At 61.6% G+C, this 18,090-nt stretch carries 19 protein-coding genes and 1 pseudogene; 6 read left to right on the top strand and 14 right to left on the bottom strand.

Annotation, left to right across the window (positions count from 1 at the left end):
- The first annotated feature begins 1 nt into the window (after position 1).
- Positions 2 to 328: a DUF6399 domain-containing protein gene (locus tag E4Q08_RS24985; protein WP_248594820.1), complete on the top strand. Its 327-nt coding sequence runs from the start codon at positions 2 to 4 to the stop codon at positions 326 to 328.
- Positions 329 to 574: 246 nt separating this feature from the next.
- Here the strand turns inward: E4Q08_RS24985 and E4Q08_RS17645 are convergent, their stop codons facing one another.
- From E4Q08_RS17645 to E4Q08_RS17600, 10 genes and pseudogenes are all read right to left on the bottom strand, one after another.
- Positions 575 to 2,026: a metallophosphoesterase gene (locus tag E4Q08_RS17645; RefSeq protein WP_248594984.1), complete on the bottom strand. Its 1,452-nt coding sequence runs from the start codon at positions 2,024 to 2,026 to the stop codon at positions 575 to 577.
- Between the two features lie 5 nt (positions 2,027 to 2,031).
- Positions 2,032 to 2,265, bottom strand: a complete 234-nt coding sequence (locus E4Q08_RS17640; protein ID WP_169071322.1) for a hypothetical protein — start codon at positions 2,263 to 2,265, stop codon at positions 2,032 to 2,034.
- Complete coding sequence (locus tag E4Q08_RS17635) at positions 2,258 to 2,647, bottom strand: hypothetical protein (RefSeq protein ID WP_169071321.1); 390 nt, start codon at positions 2,645 to 2,647, stop codon at positions 2,258 to 2,260. Before E4Q08_RS17635 ends, E4Q08_RS17640 begins: the two co-directional genes overlap by 8 nt.
- 42 nt (positions 2,648 to 2,689) lie before the next feature.
- Positions 2,690 to 3,958 carry an inorganic phosphate transporter gene (locus E4Q08_RS17630; protein WP_169071320.1) on the bottom strand — a complete coding sequence of 423 codons (1,269 nt, stop codon included), beginning with the start codon at positions 3,956 to 3,958 and terminating at the stop codon, positions 2,690 to 2,692.
- A 122-nt stretch (positions 3,959 to 4,080) separates the two neighbouring features.
- Positions 4,081 to 4,761, bottom strand: a complete 681-nt coding sequence (locus tag E4Q08_RS17625) for a TIGR00153 family protein (RefSeq protein WP_169071319.1) — start codon at positions 4,759 to 4,761, stop codon at positions 4,081 to 4,083.
- Positions 4,683 to 5,501, bottom strand: a complete 819-nt coding sequence (locus tag E4Q08_RS17620; protein ID WP_169071318.1) for a DUF47 domain-containing protein — start codon at positions 5,499 to 5,501, stop codon at positions 4,683 to 4,685. The genes E4Q08_RS17625 and E4Q08_RS17620 overlap by 79 nt, the downstream gene beginning before the upstream one ends.
- An 84-nt stretch (positions 5,502 to 5,585) precedes the next feature.
- Positions 5,586 to 6,600: pseudogene (locus E4Q08_RS17615) on the bottom strand (inorganic phosphate transporter).
- A gap of 13 nt (positions 6,601 to 6,613) precedes the next feature.
- The gene (locus E4Q08_RS17610; protein WP_308240164.1) at positions 6,614 to 7,060 is read right to left on the bottom strand and encodes a DUF47 domain-containing protein; all 447 of its coding nucleotides are present in this window, start codon (positions 7,058 to 7,060) and stop codon (positions 6,614 to 6,616) included.
- Positions 7,061 to 7,436: 376 nt separating this feature from the next.
- On the bottom strand, positions 7,437 to 8,081 hold the full coding sequence (locus E4Q08_RS17605) for a hypothetical protein (RefSeq protein WP_169071317.1): 645 nt from the start codon (positions 8,079 to 8,081) through the stop codon (positions 7,437 to 7,439).
- Positions 8,081 to 8,635 (bottom strand): ParA family partition ATPase, encoded by a 555-nt coding sequence (locus E4Q08_RS17600; protein WP_248594981.1) that lies wholly within the window; start codon positions 8,633 to 8,635, stop codon positions 8,081 to 8,083. The genes E4Q08_RS17605 and E4Q08_RS17600 overlap by 1 nt, the downstream gene beginning before the upstream one ends.
- Positions 8,636 to 8,842: 207 nt before the next feature.
- Here E4Q08_RS17600 and E4Q08_RS17595 point away from each other — a divergent pair, with 207 nt between their 5' ends.
- On the top strand, positions 8,843 to 9,004 hold the full coding sequence (locus E4Q08_RS17595) for a hypothetical protein (RefSeq protein WP_169071316.1): 162 nt from the start codon (positions 8,843 to 8,845) through the stop codon (positions 9,002 to 9,004).
- Here the strand turns inward: E4Q08_RS17595 and E4Q08_RS17590 are convergent.
- From E4Q08_RS17590 to ylqF, 3 genes are all read right to left on the bottom strand, one after another.
- On the bottom strand, positions 8,982 to 11,678 hold the full coding sequence (locus E4Q08_RS17590; protein WP_169071315.1) for a winged helix-turn-helix domain-containing protein: 2,697 nt from the start codon (positions 11,676 to 11,678) through the stop codon (positions 8,982 to 8,984). The two genes, E4Q08_RS17595 and E4Q08_RS17590, sit on opposite strands and share 23 nt — an antisense overlap.
- A gap of 128 nt (positions 11,679 to 11,806) precedes the next feature.
- The gene (gene yihG / locus E4Q08_RS17585) at positions 11,807 to 12,703 is read right to left on the bottom strand and encodes a 1-acylglycerol-3-phosphate O-acyltransferase, YihG family (protein ID WP_169071314.1); all 897 of its coding nucleotides are present in this window, start codon (positions 12,701 to 12,703) and stop codon (positions 11,807 to 11,809) included.
- A gap of 3 nt (positions 12,704 to 12,706) precedes the next feature.
- On the bottom strand, positions 12,707 to 13,636 hold the full coding sequence (gene ylqF, locus E4Q08_RS17580) for a ribosome biogenesis GTPase YlqF (RefSeq protein WP_169071313.1): 930 nt from the start codon (positions 13,634 to 13,636) through the stop codon (positions 12,707 to 12,709).
- A gap of 126 nt (positions 13,637 to 13,762) precedes the next feature.
- On the opposite strand from ylqF, the gene E4Q08_RS17575 reads away from it, so the two are divergent.
- The 4 genes from E4Q08_RS17575 (at position 13,763) to nadB (ending at position 17,675) form a co-directional block, all read left to right on the top strand.
- Positions 13,763 to 14,584: a class I SAM-dependent methyltransferase gene (locus E4Q08_RS17575; RefSeq protein WP_169071312.1), complete on the top strand. Its 822-nt coding sequence runs from the start codon at positions 13,763 to 13,765 to the stop codon at positions 14,582 to 14,584.
- A 57-nt stretch (positions 14,585 to 14,641) separates the two neighbouring features.
- Positions 14,642 to 14,959, top strand: coding sequence for a hypothetical protein (locus E4Q08_RS17570; protein WP_034916705.1), 318 nt, complete (start codon positions 14,642 to 14,644; stop codon positions 14,957 to 14,959).
- 133 nt (positions 14,960 to 15,092) lie between these two features.
- Positions 15,093 to 16,037: a UTP--glucose-1-phosphate uridylyltransferase GalU gene (gene galU, locus E4Q08_RS17565; protein WP_034916707.1), complete on the top strand. Its 945-nt coding sequence runs from the start codon at positions 15,093 to 15,095 to the stop codon at positions 16,035 to 16,037.
- A gap of 48 nt (positions 16,038 to 16,085) precedes the next feature.
- Positions 16,086 to 17,675 (top strand): L-aspartate oxidase, encoded by a 1,590-nt coding sequence (gene nadB / locus E4Q08_RS17560; RefSeq protein WP_034916709.1) that lies wholly within the window; start codon positions 16,086 to 16,088, stop codon positions 17,673 to 17,675.
- Here the strand turns inward: nadB and E4Q08_RS17555 are convergent.
- Positions 17,641 to 18,075: a protein YgfX gene (locus tag E4Q08_RS17555; protein WP_169071311.1), complete on the bottom strand. Its 435-nt coding sequence runs from the start codon at positions 18,073 to 18,075 to the stop codon at positions 17,641 to 17,643. The two genes, nadB and E4Q08_RS17555, sit on opposite strands and share 35 nt — an antisense overlap.
- Between the last annotated feature and the right edge of the window lie 15 nt (positions 18,076 to 18,090).

Here is an 18,090-nt window from a genome sequence, read left to right as displayed (position 1 = left end):
GTTGCAGCGCTGGCTAGAATGGGGGGAATGGATGGTGCGACAGTTCCATCGCAGCTCCTCCGCCGTCGAAGGGCGCAATGGCCGCTTGTCCCAGTTGTATCATAACGGGCGAGGTCTGACGAAATGCCGCCTGGCTGCGCTAACGGTTATCCACAACTATGGGGTGAGACGTAGTGACGGCACTATCGCAGCCGAACGTCTGTTTAGCACCTCTTTCCCTGATCTTTTCGATTGGCTGCTCAACCAGATGGGGGAACTTCCCTTACCGAGGAAGTCCCGCCACCGGGTTGTGCATAACCCATTGAAGTTAGAGATTGTCCCGGCTTAAGTGGGAAGCCAAACATTTCAAGTCATTTCTGCGCAGTGCCTAACGGTCATGACTTTTCCAGGCACCCCCGATCATGGAAGTCATGACCGTTTCCCTCTCCCCCAACCCCTCCCCCGCGAGTGGGGAGGGGAGGTTCGTGAGTCGCTGACGCGACTTTCATGGTAACGGTCATGACTTTTCCAGGCACCCCGATCATGATCATATTCAGCTCCGGATGCTGTTGCTGCCGCGGAGAGTCTTCGCGGCTCAGCCCGGCGCCTGATCGAGAGCGTTGATGATCGGCGTCAACGCGTCTACCGGGTAGACCAGGGGGATCATGGTACCGCCAACACGGGTGAAAACGCCGACCTGCTCGGGATTGGCGCTGAACAGCACATGATGATTGGCGATGCCATCGACGTCGAGCCACAGGGTGTTCTCCCGGTCGATCGGCGTGTGGCCAACGATCAAGGGCGTTTCCGGTTTCACTTGCAGGCATTGGCGAAAGCGTTTGACATCGCGCCGGTGATAGCCCTGTGGCCGGTTCGGCCGCTGCAGGCGGTTGCTGATCAACTCCATGACCAGCTTCGGGTGACGGTGGATTTGCACCAGCATCTCGATGCTGATCTTGCTTATCGGCGCCGCCGCATGGCAGGCCACGAAATTCTCGGAAGCCACCACGTAAGGCAACAGCTGGTAGAACTCTTGCATGGCTTTCAGGTAGGCCGTACCGCGTCGCTCGCCGAGTTCCCTGGCCCACAGCAGTCCCTGCGGAATTCCGTCCTTGGACATGTCCTCGGAAAACGAATCGTGGTTGCCGCGAAGATAGAACACCTGCTCCGGAAAGCGCAGTTTGAGCCGGAAAATGAGATCCATCATCAGCATCGAACTCTCCATCTCCCGCAACTGCCCATCCATTTCGGAATGCACGGCATCGCCAATAATCACCAGCGCCGCCGTACCCTGCTCCAGCGCGTCGAGAAAAGCGTTCTGGCTCAAAACCGTCAGCAGGTTATCGATCCGGGCATGCAGGTCGGCAACGATAATCGGGGTGAGCGTCGACGGTAGCCGCAGCAATCCACCCGGCATGCCCCGCTCATCGATTGGTCGATGGATCTCCTTCTGCAGCAGCCGATTGACGTCTTCGATGAGTTGCATCGCCTCATCCCTGGGCAACAGCGCAATCGAACCACCGAAAAGCGCACGCAACCGCCGCCAGAGTTTCTCGCGAAGCCAGCCATCTTCCGCAGGTGCCGGTCCGATCGCCGTACCGGCGTCGCTCAAATTGCGAAACACCAGCGCGTCGCGGCCATGGATCACCACCAGGTGCTCCTCATCGATGGCTGCGGGGTAATTGAACAGGGCCTGTTGGAGCATGTCCGCCGAACCCAGCGACAGCCAGCTCTTCGGGGTCAGGCGCAGAAAACCGCTGATGCGGCGACGATGAGCGCTGGGATCGACGATGATGAAGCTACCCAGCCTGAGCGGTTCACCGCGCGCATTGAGTCGCGTCTCCGGGTAGAGATGCAGGCGTTTGTCGTTGAGACCGAGCGAGATCTCGATCGGCAGACCACCAAGAGGAACCCGCACCTTGCTGCTGCCCAGTCGGTAGGAGTCGCCCAGTCTGAGGTCGCGCCCCCAGCCGAAGCCCAGTCTCGCCGCAACTCCTTTTAGCCACGCCAACAAGCTCGACAGCTTGAACGAGCGCCGGGCGGCCATCGTTCTCACGGCTGCGACTGCGGCTCATGGAAACGTCTCGGGTGGCCATCTGCCCCCTCACGGAGATACACCTTGAAGCCCTTGCGGTGCAGAAACTCGGCAACGCTGCGGAAAACTGCAAGCTGGGCAGTACAAATCTCGAGGCTCAGTTGCGCATCGACCGGATGGGTGCTGTGGCGAGCCCGCTCGACACGGCGCTCAAAGACCAGATCGGGAGGTGGCAGCAGGAATTCAAACACATAGCGCCGATACCAGTCGACCGAAAAAAAAATAACGCTTGCGAGGCGGCAGGACGATGCGATCGAAATCGACGGGTGGCAATGGGTCGCGATCGAGGAACTCGGCATCAAAGACCGACACCGCGTTGGCCAGGCCCTGAAACGGAAGTCCCAGATGGATCTCGCGCGGTCGCACCGACAGAATTTCCGATCGCCACCAATGCTTGCGGCCCAAATCCAGATAGCCCTCCTCCGACCAGCCGCCGAGACGCACGATCAAGGTGCTTTTGCCGGCACCGGGCGGGCCAGTCACCAGAATCTGGCCAAAGCGAATGTCCTCCGGGAAGTCGATCCCCTTGAAGTGCTGCAGCGATTCGATGGGCAGGGTAGGCAGTTCCGTCATGGCTGCAGTTTCAGTGGAAATATCCAGCAGGAAGAGGCATGATCATTCTATGGAAAATACTGCTCTCAGGAGATGGAAAATGCTGGCCCCCAGAAGAGCCCCGACCGGAACGGTAATGAACCAGGAAACGATGATGCCACCGACCACACGCAGGTCCAGGGCGCCGATACCGCGGGCAATGCCGACACCCATCACCGCACCAACCGCGATATGCGTGCTGGACACCGGCAGGCCCAGGCCGGAAGCGGCCACCGTCACGAACGCAGTGGCAACGGTGGCGCAATAGGCTCGGGTTGGCGTCAACTCGGTAATCTTGTGGCCCAGGGTGGCCATCACCTTGTAACCGTAGGTGGCCAGACCGGCAACCATGCCGAAGCTGCCGATCAACAACAGGAAGGGCGTGATTGGCGAGATGGCAGACACCTCCCTGGTCACCAGGATCTGAATCACCGCAGCCATCGGGCCAATCCCAATGGCCACTTCGTTTGAACCATGCGCGTAGGCCATCGCCGCGCCGGTGAACACCATCTGCGGAATGAACAGCCTCTCGACGCTGGCGTGCTGAAAAGCCCTGTCGAGATGCTCATCGAATTGCATGCGGTTCATCATCAGCCGGGCGGCAAGAGCCAGGACGACGCCGATCACGATCGCAAGGATCTGACCCGAGAACAGGCCGAAATGAATGTCCAGATGCTTGAGGCCCTTGCTGATGGTGACCAGAGAAACCATCCAGCCGACCAGGAAGACATACATCGGACCCCACTTGCGCGCCCGGGCGATCGGGTTGACGGTATTGAAAATCAGCTTGCGGATGCTCATGGTCAGCAGCAGGGCGACCGTACCGCCCAGGACCGGCGAGATGAACCAGCTAGCAACGATTTCGCCCATCATTTCCCAATGCACCGCATGCACGCCGAGGGCCGCAACGCCAACCCCGCACACGGCGCCGACGAGGGCATGCGTCGTCGCCACTGGCCAGCCGCGCATGCTGGCGACCATCAGCCAGACCCCCGCCGCCAGCAGCGCCCCGATCATGCCGAGCACCAACAGATGCGGCACCGGTTCGAAGAGCCTGCCGTCGATGATGCCTGTCGAAATCGTGTCGGCCACCTCTCCGCCGGCCAGATAAGCACCGCAGAACTCCATGATCGCGGCCAGGACGAGCGCCTGCCTGACGGTGATCGCACCCGAACCAACTGAAGTGCCCATGGCACTGGCGACGCCGTTGGCGCCGATTCCCCAGGTCATGTACAGACCACCGGCGAGGGCCAGGACATAAAACAAGGTTTGATACTGATCGATGATTTCCATACTACCGCCTTAGCTGGCGAATCCCCCCTTGCAGAACATGCGAACGGAGCAGCCGGAATTCGGATGGTTGAAGTCGAAAACGGGCAGGCCTTCTTCCTGGAATCTTCCTTGAATTGTGATCGTCAGCGGGTGATCAGCAAACGCAGCCGATCTCCGACCTTCTCCGCGTAATCGGCCAGATTGCCAACCCACTGGATCAACTGGTACCAGAACATCACCGACACCGGCTTGAGCTTGTCCTCCTCCGAGAACAAGGCTCGGGCCAGCGCCATTCCCATCAAATCGGTGTCGGATTCCATGTTCCCCAGTTCAGCAAGCATCTCATCCACCTGGCTGGCCTCGCGACCACGGAATCCGGCCTCCTGCAGCTCGCCAAGCTTCTCGACGACGATGTGCGCCTGCCGGCAGGTATCGATGCAGCGGGCCACGAGTCGCATCAGCGGTTCGGCCATGCCCGGGTATACCTCCATCCTACGTTCCACCAGCAAACCGGCGATGTCCTGCGCAGTGTCGGCAATGGCATCCTGCGCCGCCAGGAGTTCGAGCAGATCCTGCCGGCCCGCCGCCTGGCGCATGCTTCTCGGCAAATGCTCACAGAGCTCGTTCCGCATCGCGTCCGCCTCACGCTCCTTGACAAAGATGCGGTTCTTGCGTTCTTCAAGCTGCTCCTGATCGTCGTCAATCAGGGCCTGAAACAAGGGCTGCACTTCTTCGACGCATTCGATCACGATGCGCATGTGTTGCGGCAGCGGTTTGAACGGCGACTTGCCGAACAAGGCGGCCATCGGGTTGCTGGGTAACATGGGCGTTCTCCGCGTTCTCGGCTGAAGCAGGTGAAGAAATCTGGCGATTGCCAAAGGAAACGCCCCGTTGCCGGGGCGTTGCGCGCGCGGAGCAGGTCAGGTCTCAGGCATTCTGGAGCAGGATCTCTTCGACCATCTGGGCCGAGGCCTTGCAAGTGCGAAGCACTTTTTTCCTGCAAGGCATAGAATTCTTGCAAGGCCAGCGCCCGCAAGGCCGCCTGCTCATTTCCTTCGTTCGCATACAAGGCCTTGATCGCCCGCTGCATGACCCCATCGGATTTCTCTTCGATACGCTCGATTTCGACACAGAGGTTGACGGTCTCTTCGCTACGCTCATTCTTCTTCAGGGCGGCGATGGCGCGCGTCAGGCGTGAGCAGGCATCGACGGCCATCGACGCGAGTTCACGTGACTCGGCATTGGCCTCATGGATGTGGTAGATGCCGACCGCCTGCGCGACATCCTGCACCGCATTCATGATCCGGTCGATGTCCAGCGTCAGCTCGTAGACCTGGTCACGGTTGAGCGGGGTGACGAAGGACTTGTGCAGCATCAGCAGCAGGTCGGCCTTGATCTGGTCCGCACTCGCTTCGTTCATGTTGACTTCCTGGATCAGCGCGGCAACCTCCTGCCCGCTGACCCCGAGGTCGTTGATCAGGCGCAGCATGGAATTGGCACCGGCCAGAACCCGCTCGCTGTGTGCCTCGAGGAGCTCAAAAAACTGGGTTCGCTTGGGTAACATATATAACTCCCTTGATAATCATCTGTTGTTCTGCGACGCCCCGTTGCCGGGGCGCCCGTTCCGTCAAGCACCCACCTGTGTGGGTTACAGGAACTTGGTCCCTATGTACCAGAAGATCGCCGCAATCAGCCCGGCGGCAGGAATCGTCAGCACCCAGGCGACGAGCAGGTTCATGGTGATCGCCCAGCGCACCGCCTTGACGTCGGTGGCTGCCCCGACACCGATGATCGCGCCGGTGATGGTATGCGTCGTCGACACCGGAATGCCGCCGAGCGTCGCCAGCCCGAGCGTGATCGCACCACCCATCGAGGCGCACGAACCGCTGACCGCATTGAGCTTGGTGATCTTGGTGCCCATCGTCTTGACGATGCGCCAGCCACCCAGATAGGTTCCCCCAGGCGATCGCGAAGTAGCACGAGTAGATCACCCAGGTCGGCAACGTCGCCACGTCCTTGGTTGCCACGCCGGCAGTGATCAGCAACAGCCAGATGATGCCGATCGTCTTTTGCGCATCGTTGCCGCCGTGGCCCAGGCTGTACGCGGCGGCGGCGATCAATTGCCCGCTCTTGAAGTATTTCCCGGCCTGATACGGCGACTTGTTGCGGAAGATCCACGATACCAGCACCATCAGCAGACCGCCGATGATCACCCCGACCAGCGGCGAAATGATGATGAAGGCAAGGATCTTGCCGAAACCCTCCCAGACGATCGGCGCGCCCGAACCGGCCTTGGCAACCGTTGCACCGACCAGGCCACCGACCAGCGCGTGCGAGGACGAGGACGGAATGCCGTAATACCAGGTGATGATGTTCCAGGCGAGCGCCCCGACCAGAGCCCCGAAGATCACGTAATAATCGACGAAACTCGGGTCGACGGTGCCCTTGCCGATCGTCGCCGCCACCTTGAGCTGGAATACCCACAGTGCGGCGAAGTTGAAGAATGCGGCGAACAGCACCGCCTGCTTGGGGGTCAGGGCACCGGTGGCGACAATCGTCGAGATCGAGTTGGCACCGTCATGAAACCCGTTCATGAAGTCGAACGCCAGAGCCACTGCAATCAGCAGCCCCAGCGTCCAGATGCTCATATTTAGGCCTTCCATTTTGCGCTACCTCTCAGGAGTTCTCGATCAGGATCTCTTCGATCATTTTGGCCGCGTCCTGGCAGCAATCGAGGACGGATTCCTGCAGAGAGTAGAACTCCCGCATCTTCATCGTCTGCCAGACGTTGGCCCCCTCCTTGAAAAGCTCGGTGATCGCCTTCTGCTGTACCCGGTCGGCCTTGGTTTCGATTTCCTCGATTTCCTTGCACAGGTTCAGTGTTTCCTCACCACGCGCCTTGTCGCCCAAAGCCGCGACTGCACGGTTGAGGCGCATACAGGCATCGGCACTCAAGGAAGCCATTTCGCGGGCTTCGACCGTCGACTGCTTGATGCCGTACATGTCGATGGCGTTGGCCACCGATTGCAGGACATTGAGCGTCATGTCGAGATCGCTGATCAGCGAATGGATCTGATCCCGGTTGATCGGCGTGGTAAAGGATTGGTGCAGGCGACCAATCACCTTGGCCTTGATCTCATCGGCATTTTTTTTCGTTGAGATTGACTTCCGCGATCAGCGCCGCAGCGTTGCCACTGCCATCGCCCAGGCCATTGATCAGGCGCAAGGTTGCATTGGCCCCGGCAGCGACCTTTTCGGAATGCGCCGCGAGAAGTTCAAAAAAATTCCCGGCGTTGCGGCATCAGACTACTAAACATACGACCTCCCTTGGTTATCTGCTCGTCGGAGCAGTTCTCAGTCAAAACACGCCGATCGATTGTCGGCACCACTTATTCACTTATTCACAAACCCACTCGGGCAATGGCTCAGCATCGCGCAGGCTGGCCGCAGCGGGAAAGGAACTTCGGACGATCCATTCCCCCCACGCTCGATCAGTCGATCAGTCCTTCTTCTTGCCTTTCTCGGGAACGCTCACCGCGGCGAGCAAGGCTTTCATCTGCTCCATCTTCTGCTCGGCAAACAGACGCACCGCGGCGCGCAGGATGTCCGACTTGCTGGCCGCCCAACCCGCGGCCTTCGACAACTCGGCACGCACAGCCTCGATGGCCGCCTCTTCGCTCTTGAGCAATTCCACCGTGTAACGGACGAGTTTGTCGCCCTTTTCCTTGGCCGTCTTTTCGATCTTTTCCAGCGCTTCCTCCAGCCCGGCAGTCTTCTTGCCTGCCTCGGCGGCGGCCTCGACCTTGGCCTGCGGCTTGGCCGCGGCGGCGGCTTTCTTGCTGCCCGGCTTGGCCTTTGCCGCCGCAGCGGCTCCTTTTGCCGACTTGGTTTTTGCCGGTGCCGTATTTTTCGCGGCTTTGCCGGGAGCTTCCACAACGGCCGCCGGCTTCCCCTCGTCTGCAGGCTTGCTCAGCGGCGCCGCTGCGGCCTGGCTTACTGGCGCAACAGCGGCTTCGGGCTCCGGCGGGACGACCAGCGCAACGTCGGTTGCCACCAGACGCTCGGCGAGCGATTCGTCTTCCTTCTTGAGACTGGCGCGCAAAGCGGTCTTGTTGCTGCTGGTAGTACGTGTGGGTGTAGTCATCAGTTTTCTCCCAATTGTTTAAGAACGGCTGCGATCAGCTTGCGAACTTCATCCTGCGCTGCGTCGGCGCCAGAGGCCAGTTGAAAAACCGACGCGCCGACCACCGCACTTTGCGCATACGCGTTGCGCTGGCAGAGCATAGCATCGAGGATGGGTAAGGTAAATTCATGCAACAGTTCAAGTACATCCGTAGCCAGAGCGGTGTTTTGCACACGGTTGGGGAGAATGCAGCCGTGCAGGCGATGGCTTTGCTCCATGCGATTGAGAATCAGCCGCTCGACCGCCCGTGTCGACCACAGGTCGGTTGGACTCGGTACTGCCGGTACGATCGCCAGATGCGCCACCGCCAGCGCGGCCAGCGTAGACGGATGGTAGATCGACGGTGGGGTGTCGAGAACGACATAATCGGCCTCGCTCTGCAGTTCCACGACATGCTTGATCAATTCCAGGCCAGACATCTTGCGGACATCGAGTTGCAGGTCCGAGTCGAGCAAGGGCGCCGATTCTGCCCAGCGCAGCGCGCTTTCCTGCGGGTCCAGGTCGACCAGCAGCACCGAAGCGCCAATGGCATGAAACCCCCCCCCCGAGCTGCATGGCGACCGTGGTTTTGCCAGCCCCCCCCCTTTTGTGAAACCACAGCAATCACCCGACCTAATGACAAAGACATTTATCGTACCTTTGAAGGAACATTCTTATGGTGATCCGCATAACCCACGATTATGCCATCGCGAGAAAAACGGACAAGCCGAAATGGGCCCGCAATGGGCCATGAAATGGGCCATTTTTTGCAAAATGGCCCGCTGTCCTTGATTACGATCAAGGAAAATTCACTCACCAGCAGCCATGGCGGGCGAGCTGCACTTGCAAAACCCGATGTCGGCAGCCTCGGCAAGAAGGTGGTCAAGCGTCTGCGAGTAGGTTGAGTGTTCTGGCTCTGAAGACGGCTTCGCGGCGGCTCGATGCGCGCAGCTTGCGATAGATGTTCTGGGTATGCCGCTTGACCGTCGCCCGTGAAATGCACAACTCCTCCGAAATCTCGATGTTGCTCAACCGGACTGCGAGCAGTTTGAGGATCTTCAGTTCACGGCGGGTAAGGTCTGCACCCACCTGCTGGCGACCCGCACTGACCAGCCAGTCGTCGTTGAACGCGGCGAGAATCTGCCCGACGTAGCGGGCATTGGCCGCGTTGCCGACAATGCTCTGGCCGGTTTGCAGTCGTTTCAGCGGCGGCACGAGATCTTGCCCAAGATCGACGAACAGCCGGATGAAGCCACCAGGTTGCGCCAGCGCGACGGCACGGCCCAGCAGTTCGCACGCGACCGTCTCCTCGCCCTGGAGATGCCGCAGCAGCGCCTGCAGCGCCACGACCTCGATCAGGAAACGGACGTTGTGCCTGGCCATCATCTCGGTTTCCAGCAACTGCAGGAGGCGAGCCGCCTGCTCGTGGCTGTCGACGCTTCCCTCGGCAATCCACACGCGGGCCAGCGTCAGGTGGGGAGCGTTGCTGAAGCGGTAGACGAACTGGACCGGACCGGGATCGAAGTTGCGCGCCCATTCCCGAGCCGCGTCGGAGCGCCCCTGGCGCAGCGCCAGGTCGGCCTGGCAGGCTTGCGCACGAAACAAGGCCGGCGAATCGCCATTGCGCTGCAAGTGCTCGCAGACCGTATCGACGATCTCGCGTGCCAGGTTGGTCTGGCCGAGCGCCTGATAGACTGCCGCCAGAACGAAGGTGACTTCGGTTCGGTAGCCGGGGCGCGGCACCGGCTGCGGGGCGAGCGCCGGCAGCAGCGTGGCCTCCGCCAGCGCCAGATCGTTGCGCTGATACTGGACCAGACCATGAAAGTAGCGCCCGAGTACCGGGCTGCCTGCGCTGCGCAAACGATCCTCGCCGAGCGGGTAGTGCTGGTTGGCCGTCCACTGCAATGCCGACAGATCGGCAGCCATCCAGTCGATGAAGCACAAGGTCGCGAGCAGCGGCGCCTGGGAAACGTCGATCGGTCCCGACGCCCGCGCCAGCGCTGCATGCAGACTCTGGCGCGCGCCGACCAGGTCACCGCGCATTTGCCGGGTTCCGGCGATGACCGCCTGGGCCAGCACGCGGGCTTGCGCGCAGTCGATCGGTAAGCCCTGCAGCGCCTGCTCGGCAGAGCGGATAGCCATGTCGGCCCGCCCTTCGAGGTAATACTGCAGACTGCGCAGCGCCGACACACTGCCACAGAGCGCAGAGACAGCGGGCAGACCGCTGGCAGCGCTTTCGAGCAACACCTCGATCCGGTCGAGAACCGCCGGGGTCTCGACATGCCGCCCCTGGTGATACATCAGCCAGGCCTTCAGCAGCAGCAATTCGGGGTCTTCCGCGACGCTATCGGGCGGCAACAGACGCAGACAGCGTTCGAGCCGTTGTCGCTGCTCCTGGTTGAGAAGTCGCTGGCGATTGCGCGCCAGGAGATGTCCCGCCGCTACCGCGCCGCTTGCGGCCAGCGCATGCGGAATCGCTTCTTCGAGAAAATCCTGCGTTTCGAACCAGGCGGCCGCGCGTCGATGCAGTGCGGCAATCTCGCTCGCCGGATACTGCAGTTCGAGCTGCCGCTGCAGAAACTCCCGGAACAGACGCTGATGGCGATACCACTCCAGGCGATCGTCGATGGGAATGCAGAGCAGCGCGCCGCTCGACACCAATTGCATCAAGGCATGCCCGTTGCAAGCGTCCCCGAGAACGGCGTCGCACAAGGACGCGCAGAAACGGTCGAGAATCGAGGTCCTGAGCAGGCAGTCACGCGCGAGCACGCTCTGTTGGGCCAGCACTTCCTCGCAGAAATACTGCTCGACCTCGCGCGTACTGCCGCTGAAGCAGTGCTCGAGCGTGCCTAGCGCGTCAGCCGCATCCTTGTTTCGCAGCGCCAGTGCCGCCAGGCGAACACCAACCGGCCAGCCCTCGCTACAGGCCTGCAGTCTGGCCAATGCGGCTGCCGAAACGGTACGTCCGACGCAGCGTTCGAGCAGGATCGCCGCTTCACGCTCGCCAAATTGCAGGTCGCGCATCCGGATTTCGTTCATCTCCTCGCGAACGCGCAGCGCGCCCAGCGACAAGGGAGGATCATGGCGGGCGATCACCAGCAGATGCAGAGCACTCGCCGGATGCACCAGCAGGCGATCGAGCAGGGCATGGATCGGCGGCGAGTCGATGCGGTGATAATCGTCAAGAACCATCACCAGCGGCACCGGCAGCGCTGCCAGATCGTTGCTCAGACTGCCGGCAAGCACCGTCAGCGAGGTTTGCTGCCCGGCATCGAGATACGCCAGCGTCTCGGCGCAGGCATCGGGAATCGCCGTGCGCAATGCGGCAGCGAAGTAGCGGATGAACACGATCGGATCGCTGTCTTCGTGGTCGAGCGAGAGCCAGGCAGCCAGGCCGTCACGGCCAGCGAGCCAGTGCGTGACCAGCGCCGTCTTGCCATAACCCGCCGGCGCCACCAGCAGGGTCAGTGGCCGGTTGCTGCCGGCTTCGAGCCTTGCCAGCAACTCGCTGCGCGCGACGAAGTCGGCGCTAGCCCGGGGACGCTGCAGCTTGCTACGGACGATCTGAAGCAATGGCATTTCTGACCTGAAACGAAAGAATATGATGATACGTCAGGCGCTCGGCGCTGCGGGAACTGTGCACTCATTTCGCGGCCACCGAGAGCGGCGGCCACTGCCTGACGGAGGCACAAGCCCAGGGTCGGGGCTCATTGGTCGGCGAGCAATCCTTCGATCTGCGCGTCCTTGTCCTGCCAGATCTGCTGCATCCACTGCTGGAAAGCTTCTCGAATCGCCGGGTCATTGGCGTAGTCTCCGCTCGCCAGATGCCTCGGCACCGGCAGTGTCTGTACGCGAACCTGCACGCGATGCATCCGACCGCAAAGGAACTCCCAGAAATTCGGAGCGCCGGCGGGATAAACGATGGTTACATCGAGAATCGCGCGAAACTTGTCGCCCATCACATTCAGTGCCAGCGCAATTCCTCCGGCTTTCGGCTTCAGGAGGTGTCGATACGGTGACTGCTGCCGCTGATGTTTGTCCGGCGTGAAGCGCGTCCCCTCGCAAAAGTTCATCACGCTGGTCGGAATCAGCGAAAACTTCTCGCAGGCCAGGCGGGTCGCCTCCTGATCGCGGGCGCGCAATTCCGGGCGCGCCTTGAGAACTTCTTCACTATGGCGGCGCATGAACGGAAAATCGAGGGCCCACCAGGCCAATCCCATCACCGGCACCCAAAGCAATTGCTGCTTGAGGAAGAATTTGAGCAAGGGAATGCGCCGCGTCAGCAGATGTTGCAGGACGAGGATATCGGCCCACGATTGATGATTGCAGTTGACCAGGTACCAGCCGCGTGGGTCGAGCCCATCGATCCCCTGGACATCCCACTGCGCCTGCTGGGTCAGCGCCATCCAGCCGCTGTTGCACGCGATCCAGGCCTCGGCGATATGCACCAGAACCGGGTCGAGGCGCAGGCGAACCACCCGGAACGGCAGGAGCAGCTTGCAACCGGCCACGAACACCAGGATCGGCACCCAGAAGAACGAGTTGAGCGCCAGCAGTGAGAAAGCGATCAGGCCGATCAACGGCGCCGGCAGGAAATTCAGCATCGGTCAAGCGTGCGCGGCTGGCAGATCGTCGTCCAGTGCCGTTCCACGGATCACCGTCTGCGTCTGCTCAGCCGCCAGCATGGCGCTGCGCGTCAACGGAGTCTCCAGGCTGATGCGGCCGAGAACACCGTCCCGGTAATCCTGCAGCAGCATCTTCGCTGCCTTCTCGAGATCGGCTTCGCCGCCACGGACGCGCAGGCTACGGCGTCTGGCGATCTCTTCGATGACCGCCACGGCATCGAGATGCTCGATTGCATCGGCCGGGAAGCCGTAGCGCTTCGCCAGCAAAGTCGGGTAACGCGCCAGCAACAGCCCGGCGAGAAAGGTCGCCACTTCCTCGTCGATCATCGCATTGCGACCGACGGCATGGCTCGCAGCGAGCATCAGACCGTCGCTTGGATGTTCGATTTTCGGCCACAGCAGTCCGGGCGTATCGGTAATCGAATGCCGAACATCGAGCTGCGAGGTCTGCTGCGCGCGGGTCACTGCCGGTTCGTCACCGACCTTGGCCAGTTTGCGCTGGAGAACGACATTCATCAGCGTCGATTTGCCGACGTTCGGGATGCCCATGATCATCATCCGCAGCGGCTTGGTGTTTTCGCTGCGATGTGGCGCCAGAGCCTCGCACAGTCCGGGAAGGCGGGCCACGTCGCCGGGTTTCTTGCACGACAGTGCCACCGCGCGCACGCCCTCCTGCCGGTTGTAATAGGCGATCCACGCCTGCGTCACCTGCGGGTCGGCCAGGTCGGCCTTGTTCAGGACCTTCAGGCATGGACGCTGGCGATGCAGGCGAAGCTCGCGGACCAGAGGATTGGTGCTCGCCTCGGGCAGGCGCGCATCGAGCACCTCGATGACCACGTCGATCGACGCCATCGTCTCGGCCGCTTTCTTGCGCGCCGAGGTCATGTGACCGGGATACCACTGGATGGCCATGCAGAGTCCAACAATCTGAAAGAGTGTCATTATCCCACCGCTTCGGCCAGGCTGGCGCTTCCGCGGCGCTGGCAGCAGCGTAAACCGCTAAAATGAGATCTTTCCCATCCCTCGTCAGGAAACCGCTTGTCGGCGATCCCCGAAATCAGGCCCGGGCAGTCGATCGAACTGCTCAAGGCGTTGCACATCCTGACCCGCGACGGCAAGCTCAACCAGGACAGCCGGCGCAAGCTCAAGCAGGTCCATCACCTCTGCCATTTCATCGAACCGCTGCTCACCGAGATCGTCGCCAGTGGCAAGGGCCTGACGCTGGTCGATCACGGTGCGGGTAAATCCTACCTCGGCTTCCTCCTCTACGATCTGTTCTTCCACACCCGGGACGATGGCCACATTTACGGTGTCGAGGCGCGCGCAGAACTCGTCGAGCACGCGCGCAGCCTTGCCAGCCGACTCGCTTTCACGCGCATGTCCTTCCTGAACCTGCATGTCGAGAACGCCATCGAGTCGTCTGGGCTGCCCGCGCGGGTGGACATCGTCACCGCTCTGCACGCCTGTGACACCGCCACTGACGACGCGATTCGCTTCGCCCTCCACAAGCAGGCGAAATTCATCGTTCTCGTCCCCTGCTGTCAGGCCGAAGTCGCCGGCGTGCTGCGCCGCAGGAAAGGCGAATCCCTGGCGCAGACGCCGCTGTCGGAACTCTGGCGGCATCCCATCCACACCCGCGAATTCGGCAGCCAGCTGACCAATGCCCTGCGCTGCCTGCAGCTCGAAGCGCAGGGCTATCAGCTGACGGTGACCGAGCTCGTCGGCTGGGAACACTCACTGAAGAACGAGCTGATCATCGCCAGGCACACTGGTGTCGCGCGCAGCAACGCCACGACGCGGCTCGAACAGATCCTGCAGCAACTGAACCTCGACGAGTTGCGTGCGCGTTTCATCTACTGAGGATAGCAGCAGGCAAGCGTCTGCTGGTCAGCCACTGCCACCACTCAAGGACTGTCAATGGAAAAATGGATTATCCGCACCGTTGCCGCCATCTGCGCCGCCGGAAGTACCGCCCTGTTCTGGACCTTCGGCATATTCCTCTGCGTACCCTGGCGGGAAAGCCGCATGCTCTCGCTCAACAGGATCGAATTGCAAGTACTGGTGATCCCGCTGATCGCCGGTCTGGCCGTCGCCTGGGGTGCCCTGCACATCCTCGCGATGGCAGACCGTACCGGCAGCCCCGGCTTGTACCGCGCGCTCTGCGTCGCACTGCTGATCGCGTCGTTGCTGGCAGTATCCGGCGGCATGTCGTGGACCGCAGCGCGCCTCCCCTGACCCAGGCTCGCCGATTGGCCTTGGGCAAGCGGCCCGCAGTGGGAAGAACTGCGATGATTGTCAGAGGCCAGAGGCGTTCGGGGGTGCGAAAGCGATAGAATGATCAGTCAACCATACCCATCCGGATTTCATCATGACCAGTCTGAAAATTGATTTCGTGGTAAAGAAAGCGATCTTCCCGGTCGCGGGTCTCGGCACGCGCTTCCTGCCGGCCACCAAGGCCAGCCCGAAGGAAATGCTCGCCGTGGTGGACAAGCCCCTGATTCAGTACGCGGTTGAAGAAGCCTACGCGGCCGGGATTCGGCAAATGATCTTCGTCACCGGCCGCAACAAGCGCTCGATCGAAGACCACTTCGACACCGCCTACGAGCTGGAGGCGGAACTCGCCGCTACCGGCAAGGACGAGTTGATCGCGCTGGTGCACTCGATCAAGCCGGACGACATGGATTGCGTCTATGTACGCCAGCCGCGGGCGCTGGGCCTCGGGCACGCGATACTCTGCGCCGAGCGCCTGATCCAGGGTGAGGCCTTTGCCGTCCTGCTGGCCGACGACCTGATGATCGGCACGCCACCGATCATGCAACAAATGACCAAATTGTTCGCCGAGCACCATTGCAGCATCCTTGCCGTGCAGGAGGTGCCTGAGGATCAGACCAACCGCTACGGGATCGTCGAGGGTGAGCCACTATCGTCCGATCTGATGAACATCAAGGGCCTGATCGAGAAACCGCACCCAAGCGCTGCGCCATCGAATCTGGCGGTGGCGGGCCGTTATATCCTGACCCCGGCGGTATTTGAACTGATCCGCAAACAGCCGCGCGGTGCGGGTGGCGAAATTCAGCTCACCGATGGCATCGCCGCACTGCTGGCCAGTGAACCAGTGCTGGCCTACCGCTACCATGGCCAGCGTTACGACTGTGGCAGCAAACTCGGCCTGATGCAGGCCAGCGTCGTCCTCGGGGAAAGCCACCCTGAACTCGGGCACGAGTTCTCGGCCTGGCTGAAGAACCGGCAGGAATTGGCGTTGCCAATGATGGCCGGGATCCAGGAATCAACCCAGGCAGCAGGCTTGTCATAGCCTCTGCCCGTGCTATAGTTGCAGCCCTTTTCGACAGGATTCCCCCTTTTGCCGCTTCGCTTCGACGTTCTCATCATTGGCAGTGGTCTGGCCGGACAAGCCGCAGCACTCCGGCTGGCACCAACCCGCAGAGTGGCCCTGGTCAGCAAGCGCAGCCTCGAAGACAGCGCTTCGAGTTGGGCGCAGGGCGGCATTGCGGCCGTGCTCGATAACCGCGATTCGATCGAAGCGCACATTCGCGACACGATCACCGCTGGCGCTTTTCTCAATGACCCGCGGGCGACTCGCTTCGTCATCGAAAACGGTCGGCGCGCGGTCGATTGGCTGATTGCGCAGGGTGTTCCCTTCACTCGTGATGACGAAGGCTACCACCTGACCCGCGAGGGAGGTCACAGCGCCCGGCGCGTGATCCACGTCGCTGATGCGACCGGCCTCGCGGTTCAGAACACGCTGACCAGCCTGATTCGCCGGCAGCCGAACATTACCGTCCTCGAACAGCACATCGCCATCGATCTGATTACCGGCGACAAGTTGCGACTCGGAGAGCAGCGCTGTCACGGTGCCTATGTACTCGACAGCACCAGCGGTGAAGTCCTGACCGTGGGCGCCAGGAACACCCTGATCGCTGCCGGCGGCGCCGGTAAAGTCTATCTCTACACGACCAATCCGGACACCTCGACCGGCGACGGCATCGCCATGGCCTGGCGTGCCGGCTGCCGCGTGGCGAACATGGAGTTCATCCAGTTTCATCCGACCTGCCTCTACCATCCACAGGCCAAGTCCTTTCTGATTTCCGAAGCGGTGCGAGGCGAAGGCGGGCGCCTGCTGCTGCCTGACGGTACCCGCTTCATGCCCAGGCACGACGCGCGCGCCGAACTTGCACCCCGCGACGTGGTCGCCAGAGCAATCGACTTCGAGATGAAAAAGCGCGGCCTGGACTGCGTTTATCTGGACATCTCGCACAAGTCAGCCGAGTTTCTCGGCGAGCATTTCCCGAATATTCTGGCGCGCTGCCTTGATCTGGGAATCGACATGACCCGCCAGGCGATCCCGGTCGTTCCCGCCGCGCACTACACCTGTGGTGGCGTCGTCACCGACCTGCGGGCGCGCACCGACATCCCAGGCCTCTATGTCGCCGGCGAGGCTTCGTGCACCGGCTTGCACGGCGCCAATCGTCTGGCCAGCAATTCGCTGCTCGAATGCCTGGTTTTCGCCGAAGCCGCAGCCAAGGACATTCTCGAACAGCCTGCAGGGGATTTCCCGCAGCTACCTTCCTGGGACGCCAGCCGTGTCAGCGACCCGGATGAAGAAATCGTCATTTCCCACAACTGGGATGAACTGCGCCGCTTCATGTGGGACTATGTCGGCATCGTCCGCACCACCAAGCGCCTGCAGCGCGCGCAGAACCGGATTCACCTGCTGATGCGTGAAATCGATGATTTCTACTCGCAGTTCCGGGTCAGTCACGATTTGATCGAACTGCGCAACCTCGTGGTCACCGCAGACCTGATCATCCGCTGCGCGCTGCGGCGCCACGAAAGTCGGGGACTGCACTTCAGTCGCAATTATCCGGAAACGCTGCCGCGCGCGCGCAATACCGTGGTCAGACGCCGCCCACGGCCGAATCGCCAGGATTGACTCGCCAACGCAGCCATAGACGCAGTAGACGAAACTGCTCTGGCGGCATGCTGTCGGTCAGCAGGACCAGGCTCGAGAGCCGCCCAGCGTTCTCGTCATCGCGCACGCGCAGGACGATCAACTGACTGAATACTGCGGTGTCGGCCTGCACCGATCCGAAAAGGACATCGCCGGCGGCAAACAGAAGCGTCAGTTCGCCGCGCTCACCGAGGCGCAGCCCGACGATTGTCGACGGTCGCAGCGCGTCCGCCAAGGACAGCGCAACGATCAGCAGCAGCAGGCGCGCCTCCTCTGGCCAGGGCAGCACCCACAGGCAGCCCGCCGCCAGAGCGTGCAACAGGACCGTCAGGAAGGACAGCAGACGCGAGCGGCGCAGCTCGATAGTGATCGGGAATTGCACGGCACTGCCGCACTA

The sequence above is a fragment of the Candidatus Accumulibacter contiguus genome, assembly GCF_012940005.1.
GTDB lineage: Bacteria > Pseudomonadota > Gammaproteobacteria > Burkholderiales > Rhodocyclaceae > Accumulibacter > Accumulibacter contiguus.
Note: the sequence above shows the minus strand (reverse complement) of the source record. Positions and strands in the feature narration are given on the sequence as shown.